The following is a 22,312-nucleotide window of genomic DNA, read 5'->3' as shown; positions in this document are numbered from 1 at the left end:
TTGGGTAAAGAGAGCTTTTATTACCTTAGAGTATATTATTAATGAACCCGCCATTTTTTAACACAGTGTTCCTCGGTAATTCGGTAAAAAGCTATATACTTTTTGCTGCGATACTTTTGTTGTGGCTGTGCTTTAAGAAAATTTTTTCCCGGTGGATCAGCCAGTTCCTGCTCATGCTGTTCGGGCGGTTTGGTAAAGAGGTCAATGCCGCAGTGTTTGTCGAGTTGCTCATCAAACCCATCCACTTTTTTATCAGTCTCGACCTGATCTACCTGGCTATTAACCAATTAAACTATCCACTTAACGAGGTGATTTTTGAGCGGAAGACCCTGGTTGACAAAGTACAAAAGATAACCAGCATTACGCTCATCGAAGTGGTTGATAAGCTGTTTGTTTTCCTGATGCTGATCTCGGTGTTCTGGATCATTCTGCGTATTATCGACTTTGTCGCCCATGTTTTTGCATACCGGGCATCGTTAACCGAATCAAAAGAGGATGATCAGCTGGTACCGTTCGTTAAAGAGCTGGTTAAGATCACTACTATTACAATAGCTTTTTTTGTGATACTCGGTTACGTGTTCGAGATTAATGTGCTGACGCTGATAACGGGCCTGGGCATTGGTGGTATTGCCATAGCCCTGGCGGCTAAGGAGAGTCTCGAAAATCTGCTGGGCTCGTTCACTATTTTTGTGGATAAACCTTTTGTGGTGGGCGATTTTGTTAAAATTAACGGTATTGAGGGTACTGTTGAAAAAGTTGGCTTCCGCAGCACCCGCATCCGCACTGCCGAAAAAAGCCTGGTGACGATGCCCAACAAAAAAATGATCGATACGCCGCTCGAAAATATGACGGTGCGTAACTATCGCCGCATACGCTTTGATGTTGGCCTGACCTATAGTACCCCTGTTGAAAGTATTAAAGTGATTGCGCAGCAGATAACCGACTATATCAACGGGCACGAAAAAACCAATAACGATGCCATTGTAACCTTTGAAGCTTTTGGCGCATCATCGTTAGACTTGCAGGTATTGTATTATATCGAGATGATGGATTATAACCCCTATTTAAAGATCAAAGAAGAGATCAACTTTAAGATCATCGATATCGTACAGCAAAACCACGGTGATTTTGCTTTCCCGACGCAAACGGTTATCCACCAGTACGATGAACCTACGCAGGTTGGCGGAAATCCGAAAACATAAAAAAGGCCCCCGGATAACATACGCGGATGCCCAACTAATAATCAATTAAACTATTATCCTTTACCGCCAAGGCCTAAAAATCCTTTGCGTTTTTTCTTTGTGGTATCCACAATGCCGTGAGCTTTATTTATCGAATCTTTTTTTGCCTGGGCTGCTTTTTCCTTTTTCTTAAAAAATCCTTTTAATAAAAAGTTATGCTGAGCAGCCTTTAAATCCTCGTTAAGCGTACCGGTAGTGGTTTTTACCGAGCTCATGGTGTTTTTTGCTTCCTTCACCGTTTTTTCCATATCCTTGGCCATCTTGTCATTATTCAGCAAGCGGCCGATGCTGCCCTGGCCATGATTGATCTTGGCTACGATTTCCGACAGATCGCCGGTAAGGTCTGAGGCATTACTGATAATGGTCGTCGCTTTCGCAATGATCTTATCTACATCAAGTGGCGGCACCGTAGCCAGCATTTGGCCGCTTTCAGCAATCGCAGTGGTGTTAGCGCCACCCGGACTGATCACCACCAGCTTATCACCTATAAAACCATCGGTGCTTATAGATAGCTTGGCATCGCTTTTAACAAACTTTTTAACACTGCTGTTCAGCGTCAGGTCGACGCGTACCGAGGTATCCGTCAGGATATTGATCCCATCCACAATCCCCACGTTAATACCTGCCAGGCGTACATTGTTGCCCACCTGTAAACCGCCGACGTTTTTAAAAATCCCGTAAACGGTATATGTTGAGCTGAACAGGTTTTTCTGGCTCCCGATAAGGAAAATCGCGACAAACAGGATAACCAGCCCTACGGTGGTGAATATGCCTATTTTTATTTTTTGTCCGGTAGTGGTTTTCATATTGATTATTTAAAAAAAGATCTTACAAATTCTTTATCTGATTTTTCGAGTTCCTGATAGGTTCCTTCGGCAACAAACAGCCCATTATTCAAAACAATCAAACGATCGGCGATAATTTCGGCGCATTCCATATCGTGTGTAATGATGATAGATGAGGTTTTATATTTTTTCTGCATCTGCAGTATCAGGTCGCTTATCTCGCGCGAGGTGATCGGGTCGAGCCCGGTGGTGGGCTCATCGTACAACATAATTTCGGGATGCACGATCAGCGTGCGCGCCAAACCCACACGCTTGCGCATCCCTCCAGACAGTTCGGAGGGCATTTTGTCGATAGCATCTGCCAGGCCAACAGAATCGAGTACCTCTTCAACCCGGCGGTCTATTTCTTCCTGATCGTTCATTTTTAATACGCGTGTTAGCGGGAACTCAAGGTTTTCGCGTACGGTCATCGAGTCGTACAAAGCGCCGCTCTGAAACAGGAAACCTACTTTAATACGCAGTTCTTTTAGCTCTTTATCGTCCAGTTCAGCCACCTCTTCCCCTAAAACGGTCACTGTACCTTCGTCCTGCGTCAACATCCCAACTATACACTTGATAGTGACCGATTTACCTTGACCAGAGCGTCCGAGGATCACCAGGTTCTCGCCGCGTTTTAAACTTAAGCTGATATCTTTGAGCACCTCTTTGTCGCCAAAGCTTTTGCGCACGTTATGCATCTCGACAACTGTTTCGGCATTAGGCTGTGATTTTCCTGCATCCTTTTTCGGATTTTTTTCGGCCGTGCTCATCTTAATAAAACAATAATTGGGTTATCTGTACTGCAAGCACATCTAAAAAAAATATCCAAAGGGAGGCATTTACCACAGCCGAGTTGGCGGCCTTGCCGACGCTTTCGGTACCGCTGTTGGAGTTATAACCTTTATAACAGCCTACAAAGCCAACGGCAAAACCAAAAAATATGGTTTTAATAAAAGCCGGCAGCAGATCCACAAAAGTGATGGAGTTGATACATTTATTGAAGTATAAGGTCCAACTGGTGCTGTCGGCCAGGTTAACTGCTAAAAAGCCGCCAAACAAGGCTATCACATCCCCCATCATGGTTAATAAAGGAATCATGAACGTAGTGGCCAGTATACGGGTAACTACCAGGTACTGCATCGGGTTAGCGCCGGATACATCCATGGCATCAATCTGTTCGGTAACCTTCATGCTGCCCAGCTCGGCACCTATACCCGATGACAATTTGCCGGCACAAATGATAGCCGTGATAACCGGGCCAATCTCGCGCACGATGGACACACAAACCATCAGCGGTAACATGCTGCTCGCGCCGAACTTAACCAATGTAGGCCTCGATTGAAGGGTAAGCACTACACCCATAATAAAGGATGTAACACCCACCAGTGTGATGGACTTATATCCTATTTCGTAACATTGGCGCACAAATTCCGACCATTCGAAACCGCCACGGAATACATTGCGGAAAAAGGCGGTAAAAAAACTCACCTGCTCGCCGGTTTCTTCAAACCAGCGCTTATATGCGGGTATTGTTTGCTCTGACATATGAATAGCTAATTATTAATACGTTATAACAAACAAAAGGGAGATTGTTTTCAATCTCCCTTAAATTAAACTAATAGTAAAATTTTTAATCCTTAAAACATCGGTACTTCAATGATTAAGATAGTTGCTGCTGTTGTTGTATGAATGCTGAAGGTTTCTGTATCCGAAATACCTGTCGCATCGCGTTTATTTAAAGTAGTTCCTTCAACCTCAACCGAGCCGTCTATCACAAAAACATAAGCTCCGCTGTTTGGGTACTGCATTTTATAGTCTATTTGTTTACCGGCATCAAAATTACCCATGCTCAGGCGCGAATCCTGGTTTATCCACAAGGTGTTTTCAGATTTCTCACCGTCGATCAGGGTGGTCAACTCATTTTGAACCATCGCACCGGTAAAGCTTTTCTGGTCGTACCGTGGTTTGATATTATTTTCTTTCGGGAATATCCATATCTGGAACGAATTGGTTTCTTCGGTTTTTGACGGATTGTATTCCGAATGCATGATACCTGTACCGGCCGACATGATCTGTACCTCGCCGGCTTTAATGATACCCACGTTACCCATGCTGTCTTTATGCTCCAACGCACCTTTTGATACTACGGTGATGATCTCCATGTTATCGTGCGGGTGCATACCGAAGCCCATGGCAGGCGCTATATAATCATCGTTCAGTACGCGCAATGCACCAAAATGCACTTTTGCAGGATCATAATATCCGGCAAAACTGAATGAGAAATTGGCCTTTAACCATCCGATGTCGTTATACCCGCGCTCATTGGCAGGGTGCAATACTTTTTTCATTTGTTTTTATCCCTTCTTAATTATATGTTGTAACATACAATTTTGATACCATAATTTTAAAATGCGTACTTTTGCAGTATTATTTGGCAATTATTAGCTGTAGCAGACGTTCTTAAGATGTCGAAATCAGACTATTTGTCAGTTGTGTACTAAAATTAAGCAAATACTGTGAGTACTTATATATCAGCAGAAAACCTCGGCCATTCTTTTAATGATACCTGGTTGTTTCGTCAGTTAACCTTTGGTATTAACCGCGGCAGGCGTGTTGCTTTGGTTGGCGCTAACGGTGCAGGTAAATCTACGCTGTTAAAACTACTGGCCGGTAAGTTTTTACCTGTTGAGGGCAAGGTTGTCCGGAGTAAGGAGTTAAAGCTGGGATACCTGGAGCAGGACCCTCAGTTTCCAAAAGATGCGACCATCAGCGATTTCATCTTCCAGTCGGATAATGTGCAGCAACAGCTGATACGCCGGTATGAAGAATTACTGGAAGACGACCCGGATAACTACGCCGAAATTGAAAAGGTAACTGAAGAGATCAGCAATAACGATGCCTGGGAATATGAGCATAATATCAAAACCATCTTAGGCCGGCTGGATATCCATCACCTCGAACAAAGGATTGATACCTTATCCGGAGGTCAGAAGAAACGACTGGCTCTGGCACAACTGCTTATCGCCGATCCGGAAATCTATGTTTTAGATGAGCCTACCAACCACCTGGATATCGATACAATAGAGTGGCTGGAAAGCTTGCTGACCGAAGGCAACAAAACCATCCTGCTGGTTACGCACGACCGTTATTTTTTGGATAACGTGTGCAACGAGATCATCGAGATAGAGCGTGGCAGGATATTTAACTTCAATGGTAAGTACGGGTATTATCTCGAAAAGAAAGCCGAGCGTGAAGCTACCGATGCCACGCAGTTCCAAAAAAATTCCAACTTATTAAAGAAAGAACTGGAGTGGATGCGCAGGCAGCCGCAGGCGCGCGGCACCAAATCGCAGGCGCGTATCAATGCTTTTTATGAGTTGGAGGAAAAGACTAAAAATGCCGGGCCGTTGCAAAAGGTTGAGCTGAGCATGAAGTCGGCACGCCAGGGCAACAAGATATTGGAGATAGAACATTTAACCAAAGGCTTTAATGGTAAAACGCTCATCAACAACTTTAGCTATACTTTTAAAAAGGGCGACCGTATTGGGTTAGCCGGCAGAAACGGTACCGGCAAATCCACCTACCTGAACATGATAACCGGATCGTTGAAGGCGGATAGCGGCACCATAGTTAAAGGCGAAACTACGGTAATGGGTTATTTCCATCAGGGCGGTATCGTGTTTAAGGAAACCGACCGCGTGATAGATGTAGTTAAGAACGTAGCTGAATATATTTTAATGGCCGATGGTAAAACCATCACGGCATCGCAATTGCTTACCCAGTTCTTGTTCCCTCCTGCCAAACAGCACGGCTTTATATCAAAATTAAGTGGTGGCGAAAGGAAGCGTTTGCAGTTGATGCATATCCTGATGCAGAACCCGAACTTTTTGATACTGGATGAGCCCACCAACGACCTCGATATTGATACGCTAAATGTGCTGGAAGACTTTCTGACCAACTATACAGGTGTACTGGTTTTGGTTACGCACGACAGATATTTATTGGATAAGTTGACCGACCAGCTGTTTATTTTGGAAGGCGATGGAAACATCAGGATTTATAACGGTAACTATTCGTCGTACCGTTTTGAACTGGAAGAAGCCAAAGTTTTAGCTAAGAAAAAGGCTGCAGAAGATGCTAAAAAGCCTGTGCCTGTAGCTCCAGCACCCAAAAAGAGCAAGCTGAATTTTAAGGATCAGAAAGAGCTGGAAGAATTAGAAAAACGTATTGCGCATATCGAAAACGAAATAAAAACGTTTACTGAGCAGCTAAACTCGGGTATAACCAATCATGAAGAGCTGGCATACCTGGCCGATAAAGTATCCGACTTAAATGAAGAACTGGAAGATAAAACCATGCGCTGGCTGGAACTGACAGAGATGAGCGAGGCATGAGTATACCAGATATTATTGCAACAACCGGTGTGATCATTCTGCTGGTGGCGTTCTTTTTGAATCTGAATAAAAAGGTATCGGCTACCAGCTACTACTATATCATATCAAACATAGCTGGTGCGGGGTTGTGTTGCCTGTCATCATATCTCATCAGGTTTTATCCTTTTGTGATACTCGAAGCTATTTGGGCAACGGTTGCCATAGTGTCATTATTTAAGAATGTTCCACGTGGAACATCGACGAAAAAGTATAATAAGTAATTTTGCAATGTTCCACGTGGAACATACCGGATAAAAATGTTTAAGAAGTATAATGTAATTGTGGTAGGTGCCGGCCATGCCGGATGTGAGGCAGCAGCGGCAGCAGCTAACCTGGGCTCGAGTGTGTTATTGATCACTATGAATATGGAGACCATTGCGCAGATGAGTTGTAACCCTGCTATGGGTGGCGTAGCCAAAGGGCAAATTGTACGCGAAATAGATGCGCTGGGTGGTTATTCGGGTATTATATCAGATAAAACAAGTATCCAGTTCAGGATGCTGAACCGCTCAAAAGGCCCTGCAATGTGGAGCCCTCGCACCCAAAACGATCGTAAACGTTTTGCTGAAGAATGGCGTTTAGCTCTTGAAAGAACGCCAAACGTTGATTTTTGGCAGGATATGGTAAGTTCGCTGCTCGTTAAAAACAATACTGTTTGCGGCGTTAAAACATCTTTAGGTATCGAAATTGAAGCCGATGCGGTGGTACTAACTAATGGTACTTTCCTTAATGGTGTAATACATATTGGCGAAAAACGGATGGGCGGCGGGCGTACTGCCGAGCGTGCTGCAACCGGTATAACCGAGCAATTGGTAAGTTTAGGCTTTGAATCTGGCCGTATGAAAACAGGCACCCCTCCCCGCGTTGACGGGCGCTCGCTAAACTATAGCTTAATGGAAGAACAATGGGGAGATGGAGAGCGCGGGCGTTTCTCATTTACCGATGTTCAACAGAAACAAGAACAGCGCTGCTGTTGGATTACCTATACCAACAGTAATGTACACGAAACTTTAAAAGAAGGATTTGAGCGCTCACCTATGTTTACAGGCCGGATTAAAGGTCTTGGCCCCAGGTATTGCCCGTCTATCGAAGATAAAATAAACCGCTTTGCCGAGCGCGACCGCCACCAGATATTTGTTGAACCTGAAGGTTGGGACACTTGTGAGATATATGTAAACGGCTTTTCGACTTCGTTACCTGAAGATGTACAATACAAAGCTCTGATACAAATACCCGGTTTTGAGAATGCCAGGATGTTTCGCCCCGGTTATGCTATCGAGTACGATTATTTCCCTCCTATACAATTGGGTTTAACTTTAGAAACAAAGTTGATATCGAATCTCTTCTTCGCAGGCCAGATCAATGGCACTACCGGTTATGAAGAAGCTGCATCACAGGGTTTAATAGCTGGCATCAATGCCCATCAAAAAATCAATGATAAACACGAACTGATCATGAAAAGATCAGAGTCATACATCGGTGTTCTGATAGATGACCTGGTAACCAAAGGTACCGAAGAACCTTACCGCATGTTCACTTCAAGAGCTGAGCACCGCCTTTTGTTACGCCAGGATAATGCCGATATCCGCTTAAGCCCTATCGGCCATGAATTAGGTTTGATCAGTAATGAACGTTTGGCCAAAGTTGAGAAGAAGGTAAAAGATAGTGATGACATCGTTAAGTTCACCCGAGAAAAAAGCATTGGCATGAGTGAGGTGAACGGCTTACTCGAAGAGCTTGAAACTTCCCCGGTAACGCAAAACGTTAAATTATTTAACTTAATCAGCAGGCCGCAAGTGGGTTTAGCCGATCTGCGTAAAGCTGAACCCGCACTTAACGAATTGTTGGCGAACTATGATCAGGAAACTATCGAGCAGGCCGAGATCAAAATTAAATACGAAGCTTACTTTGAAAAGGAATTAGAGATCGTAGATAAAATGAAAAAGATGGAAGACCGTGAGATCAACCCGGAGTTTAACTATCATCAGCTTGTCTCACTTTCAAAAGAAGCCCGCGAAAAACTGATGCGCATCAAACCGCGAACTTTGGGCCAGGCATCACGCATTTCTGGCGTATCGCCATCAGATATTTCAGTTTTGATGATCCACGTCTCAAAATAGTACATAAATTACTGATATACAGGTAATTATAAATTATTCGATTTAAGACGAGATTTCAGATTTTTAATATTAATCTTCAAGAAATATAAAAAGTAGTTTATAAAGGCTAAAAATGACCTCAAATCAAAAACGACCGTTTTTCCTACAATTTACACTTGGTTTTATAGCTATTTTGATCCTGTTTGGTTGCGCCAACATTCAACGGCCCATGGGCGGACCACGAGACCGTACTCCGCCAAAATTATTAAAGGCCACCCCGCTCAACTCCACCCGAAATTTTACTGCGAAAATTATCCAGCTTGATTTTGACGAATATTTTAAACTGAACAATGTTTACCAGGAAATCACGATCAGTCCGGACGTGAACAAACAACCCGAATACAGTATCAAGAATAAAAGTTTGATCATTAAACTCAAGGACACCCTGCAGAAAAATACAACTTACGTATTCAACTTCGGTAAAGCCATTGCCGATGTCAATGAAGGGAATGTACTGAAAAATTTTACATATGTACTTTCGACCGGCGCTACTATTGACTCTTTGAAAATCACCGGGTCGGTAACCAACGTTCAAACCCAGAAGAAAGAAAAAGATGTAACAGTAATGCTTTTTCCCTTAAACCGGGATACTACCTGGGGAAAACATAAACCGGCAATCTATACTACAACGGATAGTGCCGGAAATTTCAGCCTGGCAAACCTGAAAGCCGGCGACTATAAGGTTTATGCTTTGATGGAAAAATCGCCCAACAAAATATATGACAATGATGAAGAACTGGTGGCTTTTAAGAAGGATGTAATTCATCTGACCAGGGACACCGCCAACTTGCAACTTATCCTGTTTAAGCAAATACCGCCAAAGTTAAGGCTGATCGAACGTAAAATAGATAATGATGGCAAGCTCTATTTTATATTTAATAAACCCCTGCTTAACCCTGGCGTGCATATATGGGATAAAAAACTCGATTCTGCAAAAATTGTCGACTTCAGCCCAACTGCCGATACTGCCATGATCTATCTAAAGGATATGACTTTCGATTCGGTAAAAGTTTCGTTTTTAGATAAAGATAAACCTTTGGATACCGTAACGCTTAAACGCAGCAAAAGGGATACTTATAAACGTATTATTGCCTTACAATACAATACTACTTTTGATAAGCTAAAGCCCGGTACCGACCTTGTCATAACATCAAACTATCCTATTGCGACCATAGATCCCACACGTATCATTATGCAGGAAGATAGCAATGAAGTAACTGACTTTAATATCATACGCGACCCGCAGAGCCTGAAAAAATTTACATTAAAAACCCGTTTACGACAGGGAAAAAATTACTCGCTGGCATTTAACATCGGTACCTTTACCGACATCTACAGCGACCGCAGCGCACTGATCAAGAAACAATTTTCGGTGGATAAACAAGAGAATTACAGCCAGCTTACTTTGCATGTTACGTTGCCTGACAGCAGCGGAAATAAAAACTACGTGGTACAATTGCTAAATGATAACAACATCGAAATTAAAAGCACCGTAGTTAATAAAAACGGCCCGATCGTGTTTTCGCGGTACCCGGTTGGAAAATACCGCGTCAGGGTGATTTATGATGCCAACAAAAATGGTAAATGGGATACCGGCGATATCAAACAAAAAATTCAACCCGAAAATATCTGGATATTTACCAAGACAATTCCGTTAAGAACAAATTTCGAAATTGACGAAGATATCGTGGTTCCGCCTGAGGTACCTAATCCTTAAACCAGCCTGAATACATAATATAGTTATTCGGAAGCTTTTTAAGCATTTCTTTCTGTTCATCGGTAAGCGGTTTTATCCTTTTGGCAGGTGTGCCTGCATATAGATAACCTGATTCGCATACCGTATTTTCCAGTACTACAGATCCTGCGCCGATGATGACAAATTCCTGGACCTCTGCATGGTCCATTACTATTGCGCCCATACCAATCAATACATGATCTCGTAAAGTACACCCATGGACCAGGGCATTATGCCCTATTGAAACATTATTACCGATATCGGTAGCTGCACGAAGATAAGTGGCATGTATCACTGCACCATCCTGGATATTGGTGTTATTACCTATTTTAATATAGTTTACGTCGCCGCGGATAACAGCATTAAACCAAACAGAACAATTATCGCCCATCACAACATCACCAACAACAGTAGCGTTTTCGGCAATAAAGCAATCTTTTCCCCAGGCAGGATTTTTATCTTTTACAGGCAGAATTAATGGCATTGTTTTCTAATTATTTTATACTTTAGTATCATCAATAAGCGGGAATAGCTCAGCTGGTAGAGCATCAGTTTCCCAAACTGAAGGCCGCGGGTTCGAGCCCCGTTTCCCGCTCAAATTTACCTATCTCAACACGGTATCCTCCAATTGCACCGAATGCTCCGGGTAATCGGTAGTATAATGCAGCCCCCTGCTCTCCTTCCGCATCATAGCCGATTTGACAACAATATACGATACCTGGATCAGGTTACGCAATTCGCAAAGTTTAACTGAGAGCTTTGTCTTTTTATAAAAATCTTCGGTCTCTTCGTATAACAAACCCAAACGGCGCATGGCACGTTCGAGGCGAAAGTCAGAACGAACAATACCTACATAATCGTTCATTACCTTTTGCATTTCGCGGATATTGTGGGTAACCAAAATATCTTCATTTGAAAGCTTCACACCTTTTTCGTCCCAATCGGGTATGTTGCCAGGTATTACATTAAATTCGTATTGCTTAACCGCATCCTCATAAATACGATGTGCAAACACTAAAGCTTCCAATAGTGAGTTGGAAGCCAATCTATTAGCCCCATGTAACCCAGTAGATGAACATTCGCCACAGGCATATAACCGCAAGATAGACGACCGGCCCACATCATCTACCATAATGCCGCCGCACATATAATGACAGGCCGGCGATACCGGGATCATATCCCTGGTCATATCGATACCTATATCCAAACATTTAGCATAGATATTCGGGAAATGGGCCAATATATCTGCCTTGCTCCGGTGCCTGATATCCAGGTAAACAAAATCTTCACCCGATTTCTTCATTTCGGAGTCGATAGCACGTGCTACAATATCCCGAGGAGCTAATGACTTGCGCTCGTCATATTCCTGCATAAATTCTTCGCCATTTCTCCTTTTCAAAACACCGCCAAAACCACGAACAGCTTCGGAAATTAAAAATGACGGATAATCGCCCGGATTATATAAAGCCGTTGGATGAAATTGGATAAATTCCATGTTTCTCACCTTACCCTTCGCACGGTAAACCATCGCTACCCCATCACCAGTTGCAATGGTCGGGTTGGTAGTTATGCTATAGATATGGCCTGCGCCTCCGGATGCCATTACGGTAACTTTTGATAAAATTTTCTCGACTGTGTTTGTTTCTGTATTAAATGCATAAATACCATAACAGGTGATGTCGGTTGATGATTTATCTACAAAATCGCCCAAATGATGCTGTGTGATCAGGTCTACAGCAAAATAATGCGTCAGTATTTCAATATTCGGGTTTTGGTGGATCTGTTCCAGCAACGCACGTTCAATCTCAAAGCCCGTAATATCCTTGTAATGCAATACTCGAAATTCGGAATGACCACCCTCCTTTGCCAGATCGAAAAGGCCCTGATTAGTTTTATCAAAGTTAGTACCGTAGTCTATAATCTCCTGAATACGTTCAGGTCCTTCCTTAACCACAATCTCCACTACATGTTCATCGCACAAACCATCTCCGGCGATTAAAGTATCTTCAATATGTTTTTCAAACGAATCTTCCTTTTTATCCACAACCACCGCAACACCCCCCTGTGCATATTTTGTGTTCGATTCATCTTCATTTGATTTCGTAACTATCAGTACTTTACCATGTTTTGCTGCCTTGAGCGCAAAGCTTAAACCGGCTATTCCCGAACCTATCACCAGGAAATCAACATTTCTGTTCATGTATTATCAGTAAAATGTATAAAAAAAGTAGATGTGTTAATAAGACCCTATAAAGATGTTAATTTTGCGTCTGTAAAAAAGTGATAAAATTTAAAAAGGTTAATAACTACCTTTTGCTGACAAAAAATGAGAAACTTCTCAGCCATTTGTCAGTTCCCTTTTTATGGATACAAACATTTTTCTACTGAAGAATTAATTCACACAAAAAGTTTTAAAAGTTTTATAGGATAACTAAAGTATTCAGTAAATCAGTAAGATAAGGTTATCAGAATATGAATTAAATGTTAATAAATTATTACAAACAACTTTTTCAAGTTTTTGTGTCCCTACTTTTACACACAACTAACACCCTAACAAGTAATAGCTTTCTTTTATTTAAAAAATATTGTAATTTATTGTACCGTTGATAATGGATACTTTTGAAGAAATAAGCGTTAAAGGATTTGTGGAAGAAAAAATTGATCCGACACTTGATCTGTTCGAAGAAATAGAAAAGTTAAAAAAGCAGAAGAATGCAGTTATACTGGCCCATTATTACCAGGAACCCGATATACAGGATATTGCCGATTATATTGGAGATAGTTTGGGCCTGTCGCAACAGGCTGCAAAAACAGATGCCGATATCATTGTATTTGCCGGAGTGCATTTTATGGCCGAAACAGCCAAAATACTATCGCCAACAAAAAAGGTGCTTTTACCCGATGCCAAGGCAGGCTGCAGTTTAGCCGACAGCTGCCCGCCGCATTTGTTTAAAAAATTTAAAGAGCAGCATCCCGACCACCTGGTAATCACTTATGTAAATTGTACTGCCGAATTGAAAGCCTTAAGTGATATTGTTTGTACCTCGAGCAACGCGGTGCAGATTGTGGAAAGTTTGCCGAAAGATCAGAAGATCATCTTCGGACCGGATAAAAACCTGGGTAAATACGTGATGAAGAAAACCGGTCGGGATATGGTTTTGTGGAATGGTGCCTGTATGGTGCATGAGATATTTTCGAGAGAAAAGATCACCAAGCTAAAGGAAAGGCACCCGAATGCGAAATTGCTGGCACACCCTGAATGTGAGGATATCATTCTGCAAATGGCAGATTATATTGGCTCGACCACAGGTTTGCTAAAATATGCCGGCAAAAGCGATGCGCAGGAATTTATCGTAGCGACAGAGTCGGGCATTCTGCACCAGATGGAAAAGGAAAACCCGGGTAAAACATTTATACCGGCCCCGCCAAATAACAATTGCGCCTGCAATGATTGTCCGCATATGAAGCGGAATACCTTGGAGAAATTGTACCTGTGTATAAAAAATGAGCAGCCTGAGATATTTGTGCCGGCCGATATTATTGAAAAGGCAGTTAAACCGATAGAAAGAATGCTATCTATTTCGGCTTCGCTGGGATTGTGATTTCACAGATTTAAAAAATGATTTCACAGATTAGGTAATAGATTATATTGATAAAATCATCGGTGTAATCACAACAAAATCAGTGTAATCCAAAAAATAGGATATGTTCGATAATAAAGAAAAAACAGAGATAGCACAATTAGGTGAGTTTGGTTTAATTGATCATCTCACTAAAAACATCAAGCTGAATCAGCAAACTACGGTTAAAGGTGTTGGCGATGATGCGGCTGTTTTAAATTTTAAAGATAAACAGGTATTGGTATCCACCGATATGTTATTGGAAGGCATACATTTCGACCTCGCTTATACACCTTTAAAGCATTTGGGCTATAAAGCTATCCAGGTTAACCTGAGTGATATTTATGCGATGAATGCCAATCCTACGCAGGTGACAGTTTCGCTTGGCTTTTCAAGTCGTTTTCCGCTCGAAGCGGTAGAAGAACTGTACTCGGGTATGCTGCTGGCCTGTGATAAATACGGCGTGGACCTGGTGGGTGGCGATACAACCTCATCAAAACAAGGTTTGGTGATCAGCGTAACCAGCATCGGTTATGCCGATGAAAAAGAAATTGCTTACCGCAATACTGCGAATGAAGGCGATCTGATCTGTGTATCGGGCGATTTGGGCGGTGCTTACATAGGTTTACAATTATTAGAGCGTGAAAAGCTGGTTTTTTTAGAAAATCCAAACATTCAGCCCGATCTGGAGGGTAAAGACTATATTGTTGAGCGCCAGTTAAAACCGGAAGCCCGCAGAGATATCATCGATCTGCTGAAAAAAATTGAAGTAATACCAACGGCAATGATCGATGTATCGGACGGTTTAGCATCCGAAGTTTTACATATCTGCAAACAAAGTAACAAAGGCTGTAATATATACGAAGAAAAAATACCGATCGACCCGATGACGTATGAAACAGCCCGTGAGTTTGGTCTCGATCCTACCGTATGTGCATTAAGCGGCGGCGAGGATTACGAATTGTTGTTTACCATCAAACAGGCCGATTACGAAAAAATAGCGCACGATGTGGATATCAGTATTATTGGCCATATTACCGAGGCATCGGCCGGTTGTAACCTGATCAGTAAAAGCGGTAATGTACACCAGCTGAAGGCCCAGGGTTGGAATGCCTTTAGCCCGCCAGCCCCTTGAAGGGGTAACAATCTATCGCGATGAAAAAAGTATTGATCATTCCATTTTTCCTTTTTGCTTTCGCGAATGTTTATGCACAACGGGCTGCGATTTTTAAAATGAAATACCTGCCTGGTTTAGTTTATACCATTACACAGACTACTAATTCGTTAACAAGTATAGATTTTACGGGAGACAAGGCGGAACGGGATAAACTACCGGTATCGCAATTGCCTATTGTGCTGCAAAGCAAAAACAGTATTAAATATACTGTAATTACAGGTGCCCAAAGCCAAATTTTTTTTTCGGGCAATGTCCTCTTTATTAACTCATCCAACACAAGAAAATTAAATGGCGAAGAAGCGGATGGTATGGCTGATTCGCTGAGATCAAAAAATTTTTCCGGGGGATTTGCAAATGGCTCTTTTAGCTTGGATAGTGAAAAATACCGCCATATTCCCGATAGCGTTAAGCAAATTGTGCTGGCGATGGTCAACGGTATAAAAATCGACTTTCCGGATAAACCGTTAAACCCGGGTGATACCTTTACCCAGAACATCCCGGTAAACTTGCCAATTGCCGGCAAGCCGATTGCTGTGAATACCAAACTTGTTTACAAGCTGCTGAGTACCAAAAACAACGGTGCTTTTTTTGATGTGACGCAAACCGCCGATCTGAAAACGCATACCGATCAGGGCGACCTGGAGATTACAGGTAATGGCGAAGGCCATATTTTGTACGATATGAAATATGGCTTTTTCCGTTCGTACCAAAATAACCTTACTCTCAAATTCACCATGCAAACCGGCAAACTGGCCATGACCGGCACATCGAGCACTTTATCAGTTTATCAAACGGATATCAGCACCAAATAACAAAAATTTAGTTTACGGAGATATTTGTTTAAGTTTAATGAGATTAAAAAATCATCATGAAAAAGATATTAACTATTCCGGCTATATTATTCGCCGCGGCGCTATCGGCTAATGCACAAAACGAAGTGCTGTTTAAAATGAAAATGCTGCCAAACCATCAGTATTCGGCCAATATGAAAATGAACATGGATATGGAAATGAATTACGAAGGCACCGGGGCGGCTATGGACCAGCTGAAAGCCAGCGGCATGAAGATGCCTATGCTGATGCAAATGGAAACTGGTATACAATCGGAAATGAAAACCGGCGCCGTTAATGCAAAAAAAGAATTTCCGTTCAGTGCGACCATCATAACTTTACCCTCAAAAATGACCATGAACGGGCAGGCATCGCCGGAACCCATACCTAATACTCCCCCCGAAACTTTGTATGGAAAGTGTTCGGTTAACAGCGTTATGCCTGTAATTGATTCGGTACAGGGTAAAGCTATGAACGACTCGCTGAAGAACATGATGAATAAAATGTTTCAGAACCTGCAATCGGCTATTGATTTTCCCGAAAAACCTATGAAAGTAGGCGATACCTTTACCCAGGATGTGCCGTTTGATTTACCTGTTTCGGGAGCAGGAATGAAAATGAGTGTTAAAGCAGTTTACAAACTGTTATCCATAAGTGCAGGAAAAGCCAATTTTGATGTGATTTTTACGATGGATATGAACTTAAAATTAGGTACCGGCGGACAGGGAAGTATGAGCATGAACGGAGGTGGCGATGGAAAAATGGAGTATGATATTGCTAACAATTATCCAACCCATTACCTGCAAAATATGGATGTGAATTATACCATGCCGATACCACAGCAAACCATGACGATGAAGGGTAAAATGAAAATGGTGATGGACCAGCAAACGATGATAAAATAAACAAATGCAGAAGGTACTTTTTTTTACCGCGTTTTGTGCCCTGGTAGTTCAGTCAAAGGCGCAAAACGCGGTTTTGTTTAAAATAAAATATCTGCCCAGCCACACCTATTCGGCCACTACAAAAATGGTGATGAATATGGATATGGACTATGACGCCGATTCCGCCACTTTAAAGCAGATCAAAGCCAGCGGGGCAAAATTGCCTGTGATGATGAATGTCGAAACCAGCCTGCTTTCGGATATCAAAACCCGCACATATAATTTAAACCACGAAATACCTTTTACCGCGAATATTAAACAAACCCCTCCTAAACTGACCGTCAACGGAACAGCCTCGCCCGTACCGGATGCCGGATCGGATCAGGTAGTTTACGGTCGTTGCGCTGCAAATGGTAAGATAATAATTGAAGGTATACAAGGCAGGGTTATGACCGATTCGGCAAAGAACGCGGTGATGAAAATGATAGAAACTATCGAAGCGAATGTAGCTTTCCCTAAAGCGCCCATAAAACCGGGTGATAGTTTTGCGCAGGATATCGATACCGATGTGCCGGTCCCTGGCTTTGATGCTAAAATGCTGATGAAAGTAACCTACAGGCTTTTATCGGTAAGCAATGGTAAAGCCACTTTCAGTATGGATTTTTTGGCCAGCATTGATAAAAAGGCCGGCAACGGTCTGGATATTTCGGGCACGGGCACCGGCCAGTTTGTTTACGACCTGGGCACCCATTATACCGAAAGCATGAACGAAACCGTAAACATGACCTATATGAGGCCCATGCCGCAACAAAATGTGGTTATGAAGGGCAAAGTACAGATGATCATGGAGCAGCAGGTGGTGATCAAATAAGATACTTTAGTCGGCCTCGTTAACCGGCAGGTATTTCTGATCGATCTGCTTATCCGCCTTAGCGCCTAATTTTTTGATCTTATCGGCGGTTACAACCAGGTTACCCCTGCCCATCGACAATTTATTGATGGCTTTATCGTAATTATCCTGCGTAAGGCGGATGTTTTTACCGATGCCTTCCATATCGGCAATAAAGCCATAAAATTTATCGTACATTTCGCCGCTGAGGCGGGCAATTTCCAACACATTACGGTTCTGGCGTTCCTGTTTCCACATACTGGCGATGGTGCGCAACGTGGCCAGTAAAGTTGACGGGCTGACGATCACTACACGCTTATCCCAGGCGTAATTAAAGAGTTCACTATCCAGTTGTACAGCTATGCTGAAGGAGGATTCTATCGGCACAAAAAGCAATACAAAATCGGGCGAGTTGATCTGATACAGATCGTGATAGCGTTTGGATGACAGCGACGTGATGTGGTTGCGTAGTGATTCCACATGTGCTTTGGCGAACAGCTTGCGCTCTTCTTCTGTTTCGCAATTCACCAGGCGCTCGTAGGCGATGAGCGATACTTTTGAGTCGATGACCAGGTGCTTATCATCCGGCAGATCGATGATCACATCGGGTTGGTAACGGCTGCCGTCGATAGTTTGCATACTGGTTTGGATGCGGTATTCGCGGTCTTTAATTAATCCCGAACTTTCCAGCACTTTTTCCAGTATAATCTCACCCCAATTCCCTTGCCTTTTATTATCGCCTTTAAGTGCTTTGGTAAGGTTATTGGCTTCGTCGCTTATCTGCTTGTTCAGATCCATTAACTGTGTGATGACGCCTTTTAAAACGTTACGCTCGTCGGCCTCGGCCTTATACACTTTGTCTACCTTTTCTTCAAAATCCTTAAGCTTATCTTTAAACGGGTTCAGGATCACATCCATATTGGCGCGGTTACTCTCGGTAAACTTTTGAGATTTTTCGTCGAGCAGTTTGTTGGCGATATTTTCGAACTCGTGCTTAAACTTTTCCTGTGCCTGCTGCAGGTAAACATCCTGCTCGGCCAGGCGCTCGCGCTGTGCTTTGATGGCTTCTTCGGCCTTTACCGACTGGCTTTTTTCAACCAGTAGCTGATGGTTAAGCGATGCAATGTTGGCTTCCAGCCGCAAGCGCTCGTTATACAATTGCTGGGCTATATTATCGCGCTCTGCAATCAGGCCGATAGCCTGCTGCTCTGACCGGGCGAGCTTTATTTTCAGTTCTTCGGCTTCAGTACCGGTTGCCGGCCGTTTTAAAAATATCAGCACAGCTATCAACAGGATAACAATGGCAGCTCCTAAAATTAAAACACCCATAATGATAAAATTTTTAGCAAAACAAATGTAATTGTTTTATTAATACTAAAAAATTGTGATGGGTAAAAAAACGAATGACAAACAAGATGTTATTGATTTATTGCGCCTTCTCCACCCGTAAACCTACATCGCTCACCTCGTGCAGCGGGTTATCGCGCATGTTTTGTTCCAGTTCGATACGGTATGTTCCGGCGGCCGGGAATTTATAGCCCGCCTCGAAAGGTATCTGGTAGCTGTACAAATTGCCGGTGCCCTGCCCCAGCCACTCGCCATCGGGGTTGGCCAATTTAAACTCATACCTTGCCGTTTTGGTTTTTTTATCGGGCCCGGTTTGATGGATGAGGATAAAGATGTTGGAATACCGGTAATTGGGCGTTACCCGCAAATTTAAGAGCAGGTTATAGCGGGCGGATGCGTCATCGATTTTAACATCAAATTTTACTTTGTTAACGTACGACCAGTTGAGGTCATACACCGAAACATTACCGTCGATAACCGTGTTTTTATCGGGCTGTACGCAACCGTTAAACAACACAGAAGCGACAGTGGCCCACAATAAAATAAAGCTTTTTAAAGCTGTTTTCATTTTACTCGCTGCCTTTGTTTGGATTACCGTTGTTACCGCCGCCCTTGCCATTACGGTTTGGCCGGTGGCGATGTTTGTGGCGTTTTTGGCTATTACCACCGCCGGCATTGCCCTCGGGCTTTTGATTATCGCCTGGTTTGGCTGCCTGAGCGGTGCCGGGTTTTTCAATAATTACCGGCTGCGGCCTCGAACCGCTGCGTTGGTCCTGCTGGCCCTGGCCCTTATTCCCGCGGTTTTTGTTCCGGTTTTTATTTCGGTTTTTGTTCCTCTCGTCCAACCGGGTTAAACTGTCCTGCCCAACAACATTCTCATAATCGAGCGCCTTAGGCGCTTTATTGGCTTCGGCCTGTATCATTTCACCAAGGTCGGCCGGTAGGAGGCCTTCCTTATTCATCTTCTGGATCTCTTTTACACGGTCTGTCTCAACCGGCACCCACGTATCATCATTAGGATAACTAAACCACATCGTCCTTTTAAAGATATCAGTTTTTTGCAGTTTAGCGTCGCCTTTTTCTGTTTTCAGATAGTTTACGTTATCGGGGATGTGCTTCAGGGCATCCATATAAGTATCCAGCTCGTAGTTGAGGCAGCATTTTAATTTGCCACACTGGCCGGCCAGTTTAAGGGTATTTAACGACAGGTTTTGATAGCGTGCCGCTGCAGTCGAAACGGTTTTAAAATCAGTTAACCAGGTGGAGCAGCACAGCTCACGGCCGCAGGAGCCGATGCCGCCCAGGCGGCTTGCCTCCTGGCGCATGCCTATCTGGCGCATTTCGATACGGATACGGAAAGCTTCGGCCATTTTTTTGATCAGCTCCCGGAAATCGACGCGGCCTTCGGCCGTATAGTAAAATGTGGCCTTGGTTTTATCGCCCTGGTAATCCACATCGCTTATCTTCATTTGCAGGCCGAGGTCGAGCGCCAGGGTGCGGGCCTTGTGCATGGTTTGCCATTCGAGGTCTTTGGCTGCTTTCCATTTATCTACATCGGCCGGGGTGGCTTTGCGGTATATTTTTTTAACCACGTCGGCTTCGTTCACATGGCGCTTAGCCATCTGCATGCGCACCAGCTCACCGGTAATGGATACGTGGCCGACATCAAAGCCGCCTGTAGCGGTTTCAACAGCAACCAGTTCGCCAAGCTCCAGGTAAAGGTTATCGGTATTGACAAAAAACTCTTTGCGCGAACCTTTGAACTTTACTTCGGTTATTTGAAACGGCTTATAATTTGTCGGCTTATCCATGTTAGACAGCCAGTCGTAAACATCTAATTTGCTGCAACCGTTAGTGAGGCACGAGCCATTACTTTTGCAGCCTGCAGGCGCGCATCCGCCTGTTGAGCAACTTCCACATCCCATATTCAGATAGGTATATATTGATTCCCTTGCGGGACTATTTTAAAATGTAACACACTAATAATTTGTAAAGATACATCTAAAAATAAAATTTTCGGGTTAGCATTTCTCTCTACATGATAATGCGCCTTTTCGAAGATATCGCTGATGGCTTCGGCCGAGGCTAAAGTCATCACTTTGGTCATTTTTTGCGCAGTATCCAATTCGCTTGCCGGAAGATGGACGAGTTCGCCCGCTCCGGCAATGATCATACAGATCTCGCGGATATAACTGATGCCGTAGCGCATAAAATTTTTCTGGTTTTCGCGCCCCATCTTAGCCAGCACATCCACAAAGTTCATCACTTCGGTGCCTTTGTTGCTGAAACACATGCGCAGCCATTTGATCAGGATATCGTGATAGCTGTTATCATCCTCGCCCAGCATGGCCAGGGCTTCTGTTAAATTGCCGTTGCTTAAAAAAGCGATCTCGTCGGCGGCATGCTCAGTTTGGTGATGTTCATCGATGAGATATTGTTTGATCACTGTATCAGATAGGGCCGGTATTTTTACCAGCTGCGTACGCGACAGGATGGTGTTCAATATCTGATCCTGGTTTTGGGCCACCAGCAAAAACAAGGTATTAGGTTGCGGCTCTTCGATGATTTTGAGCAAAGCGTTGCCCTCCTTATCCAGGTATTCGGGTAACCAGAGGATCAGGATCTTGTATGGCGACTCGAAGGGCTTTAAGCTGAGTTTTTTAATGATCTGATGGCATTCGGCAATATTGATATTGGCCTGCTTGTTTTCGGCATCGAGGCTGTTGCGCCAGATATCGAGACTTAAATACGGGTTTTTTAACAGGGCGTCGCGCCATTCTTCGATAAAGGTGAGCGCGTTATCATCTTTATGCTTGGCAAAGAAAGGGTACGAAAAATGCAGGTCGGGATGCACCAGCTTTTCGTACTTGCGGCATGAAGAGCATATCCCGCAGGAATCGTCGGCCTTACGATCTTCGCAGCTCAGAAACTGCGCGTAGGCAACCGCCAGCGCCAGGCTGCCCGAACCTTCGGGGCCCAAGAATAATTGGGCGTGGCTCACCCGGTTATCTTTTACCGTATTGATAAGCCTTTGCTTAACATCGTACTGGCCAATTATGGTGCTGAACTGCATTGGTGCAAAATACAGAATTAGTATTGAGATATGCGTATTGCGTATTGCGATTTTTGAATTATGACAAAAGAGCAATACGAAACACCAAATCGGCTACATT

The 22,312-nt window shown here is 43.4% G+C and carries 20 protein-coding genes and 1 tRNA gene; 11 read left to right on the top strand and 10 right to left on the bottom strand.

Going from position 1 to position 22,312, the window contains the following annotated elements; genetic code table 11:
• Positions 1–41: 41 nt before the first annotated feature.
• Positions 42–1,202 carry a mechanosensitive ion channel family protein gene (locus tag BEL04_RS22585; protein ID WP_066007823.1) on the top strand — a complete coding sequence of 387 codons (1,161 nt, stop codon included), beginning with the start codon at positions 42–44 and terminating at the stop codon, positions 1,200–1,202.
• 53 nt (positions 1,203–1,255) lie between these two features.
• Here the strand turns inward: BEL04_RS22585 and BEL04_RS22580 are convergent, their stop codons facing one another.
• From BEL04_RS22580 to BEL04_RS22565, 4 genes are all read right to left on the bottom strand, one after another.
• Entirely contained in the window at positions 1,256–2,047 is a 792-nt protein-coding gene (locus BEL04_RS22580) for an MlaD family protein (protein WP_066007821.1), read from the bottom strand.
• A 5-nt stretch (positions 2,048–2,052) separates the two neighbouring features.
• Positions 2,053–2,835 carry an ABC transporter ATP-binding protein gene (locus tag BEL04_RS22575; protein WP_066007819.1) on the bottom strand — a complete coding sequence of 261 codons (783 nt, stop codon included), beginning with the start codon at positions 2,833–2,835 and terminating at the stop codon, positions 2,053–2,055.
• Between the two features lies 1 nt (position 2,836).
• A complete protein-coding gene (locus tag BEL04_RS22570; protein WP_066007817.1) occupies positions 2,837–3,610 on the bottom strand; it encodes an ABC transporter permease in 774 nt (257 codons plus the stop codon).
• 92 nt (positions 3,611–3,702) lie between these two features.
• The gene (locus BEL04_RS22565) at positions 3,703–4,413 is read right to left on the bottom strand and encodes a pirin family protein (RefSeq protein ID WP_066007814.1); all 711 of its coding nucleotides are present in this window, start codon (positions 4,411–4,413) and stop codon (positions 3,703–3,705) included.
• 168 nt (positions 4,414–4,581) lie between these two features.
• On the opposite strand from BEL04_RS22565, the gene BEL04_RS22560 reads away from it, so the two are divergent.
• The 4 genes from BEL04_RS22560 to BEL04_RS22545 all read left to right on the top strand — a co-directional run bounded on the left by BEL04_RS22560 (position 4,582) and on the right by BEL04_RS22545 (position 10,374).
• A complete protein-coding gene (locus BEL04_RS22560) occupies positions 4,582–6,459 on the top strand; it encodes an ABC-F family ATP-binding cassette domain-containing protein (protein ID WP_066007811.1) in 1,878 nt (625 codons plus the stop codon).
• Positions 6,456–6,719 (top strand): hypothetical protein, encoded by a 264-nt coding sequence (locus BEL04_RS22555; protein WP_066007810.1) that lies wholly within the window; start codon positions 6,456–6,458, stop codon positions 6,717–6,719. Before BEL04_RS22560 ends, BEL04_RS22555 begins: the two co-directional genes overlap by 4 nt.
• A 36-nt stretch (positions 6,720–6,755) precedes the next feature.
• Positions 6,756–8,618 carry a tRNA uridine-5-carboxymethylaminomethyl(34) synthesis enzyme MnmG gene (gene mnmG / locus BEL04_RS22550; protein ID WP_066007809.1) on the top strand — a complete coding sequence of 621 codons (1,863 nt, stop codon included), beginning with the start codon at positions 6,756–6,758 and terminating at the stop codon, positions 8,616–8,618.
• A 208-nt stretch (positions 8,619–8,826) separates the two neighbouring features.
• Positions 8,827–10,374 carry an Ig-like domain-containing protein gene (locus BEL04_RS22545; protein WP_175404135.1) on the top strand — a complete coding sequence of 516 codons (1,548 nt, stop codon included), beginning with the start codon at positions 8,827–8,829 and terminating at the stop codon, positions 10,372–10,374.
• Here the strand turns inward: BEL04_RS22545 and BEL04_RS22540 are convergent.
• The gene (locus tag BEL04_RS22540; protein WP_066007805.1) at positions 10,364–10,876 is read right to left on the bottom strand and encodes a gamma carbonic anhydrase family protein; all 513 of its coding nucleotides are present in this window, start codon (positions 10,874–10,876) and stop codon (positions 10,364–10,366) included. The genes BEL04_RS22545 and BEL04_RS22540 overlap by 11 nt on opposite strands.
• 38 nt (positions 10,877–10,914) lie before the next feature.
• Between BEL04_RS22540 and BEL04_RS22535 the strand changes: the two genes are divergently transcribed.
• A tRNA-Gly gene (locus tag BEL04_RS22535) sits at positions 10,915–10,987 on the top strand.
• Positions 10,988–10,996: 9 nt separating this feature from the next.
• Here the strand turns inward: BEL04_RS22535 and nadB are convergent.
• Positions 10,997–12,592 carry an L-aspartate oxidase gene (nadB, locus tag BEL04_RS22530; protein ID WP_066007801.1) on the bottom strand — a complete coding sequence of 532 codons (1,596 nt, stop codon included), beginning with the start codon at positions 12,590–12,592 and terminating at the stop codon, positions 10,997–10,999.
• Between the two features lie 409 nt (positions 12,593–13,001).
• Between nadB and nadA the strand changes: the two genes are divergently transcribed.
• The 5 genes from nadA (at position 13,002) to BEL04_RS22505 (ending at position 17,774) form a co-directional block, all read left to right on the top strand.
• A complete protein-coding gene (nadA, locus tag BEL04_RS22525; protein WP_066007799.1) occupies positions 13,002–13,994 on the top strand; it encodes a quinolinate synthase NadA in 993 nt (330 codons plus the stop codon).
• A gap of 103 nt (positions 13,995–14,097) precedes the next feature.
• Complete coding sequence (thiL, locus tag BEL04_RS22520; protein ID WP_066007795.1) at positions 14,098–15,147, top strand: thiamine-phosphate kinase; 1,050 nt, start codon at positions 14,098–14,100, stop codon at positions 15,145–15,147.
• 20 nt (positions 15,148–15,167) lie between these two features.
• Complete coding sequence (locus BEL04_RS22515; protein WP_066007794.1) at positions 15,168–16,001, top strand: hypothetical protein; 834 nt, start codon at positions 15,168–15,170, stop codon at positions 15,999–16,001.
• A gap of 56 nt (positions 16,002–16,057) precedes the next feature.
• Positions 16,058–16,924: a hypothetical protein gene (locus BEL04_RS22510; RefSeq protein WP_066007793.1), complete on the top strand. Its 867-nt coding sequence runs from the start codon at positions 16,058–16,060 to the stop codon at positions 16,922–16,924.
• A 4-nt stretch (positions 16,925–16,928) separates the two neighbouring features.
• Positions 16,929–17,774, top strand: a complete 846-nt coding sequence (locus BEL04_RS22505; RefSeq protein ID WP_066007791.1) for a hypothetical protein — start codon at positions 16,929–16,931, stop codon at positions 17,772–17,774.
• Positions 17,775–17,780: 6 nt separating this feature from the next.
• Here BEL04_RS22505 and rmuC read toward each other — a convergent pair whose 3' ends face one another.
• The 4 genes from rmuC to BEL04_RS22485 all read right to left on the bottom strand — a co-directional run bounded on the left by rmuC (position 17,781) and on the right by BEL04_RS22485 (position 22,212).
• Positions 17,781–19,121, bottom strand: coding sequence for a DNA recombination protein RmuC (gene rmuC, locus BEL04_RS22500; RefSeq protein WP_066007790.1), 1,341 nt, complete (start codon positions 19,119–19,121; stop codon positions 17,781–17,783).
• 97 nt (positions 19,122–19,218) lie between these two features.
• Complete coding sequence (locus BEL04_RS22495) at positions 19,219–19,707, bottom strand: gliding motility lipoprotein GldH (protein ID WP_066007789.1); 489 nt, start codon at positions 19,705–19,707, stop codon at positions 19,219–19,221.
• 1 nt (position 19,708) lies between these two features.
• On the bottom strand, positions 19,709–21,064 hold the full coding sequence (locus BEL04_RS22490; protein ID WP_066007787.1) for a regulatory iron-sulfur-containing complex subunit RicT: 1,356 nt from the start codon (positions 21,062–21,064) through the stop codon (positions 19,709–19,711).
• 2 nt (positions 21,065–21,066) lie between these two features.
• Positions 21,067–22,212, bottom strand: coding sequence for a hypothetical protein (locus tag BEL04_RS22485; RefSeq protein WP_066007785.1), 1,146 nt, complete (start codon positions 22,210–22,212; stop codon positions 21,067–21,069).
• Between the last annotated feature and the right edge of the window lie 100 nt (positions 22,213–22,312).

Origin of the sequence: Mucilaginibacter sp. PPCGB 2223 (assembly GCF_001705515.1) — a bacterium.
GTDB lineage: Bacteria > Bacteroidota > Bacteroidia > Sphingobacteriales > Sphingobacteriaceae > Mucilaginibacter.
The sequence above is the reverse complement of the archived record's forward strand: the minus strand, read 5'-3'. Positions and strand labels throughout refer to the sequence as shown.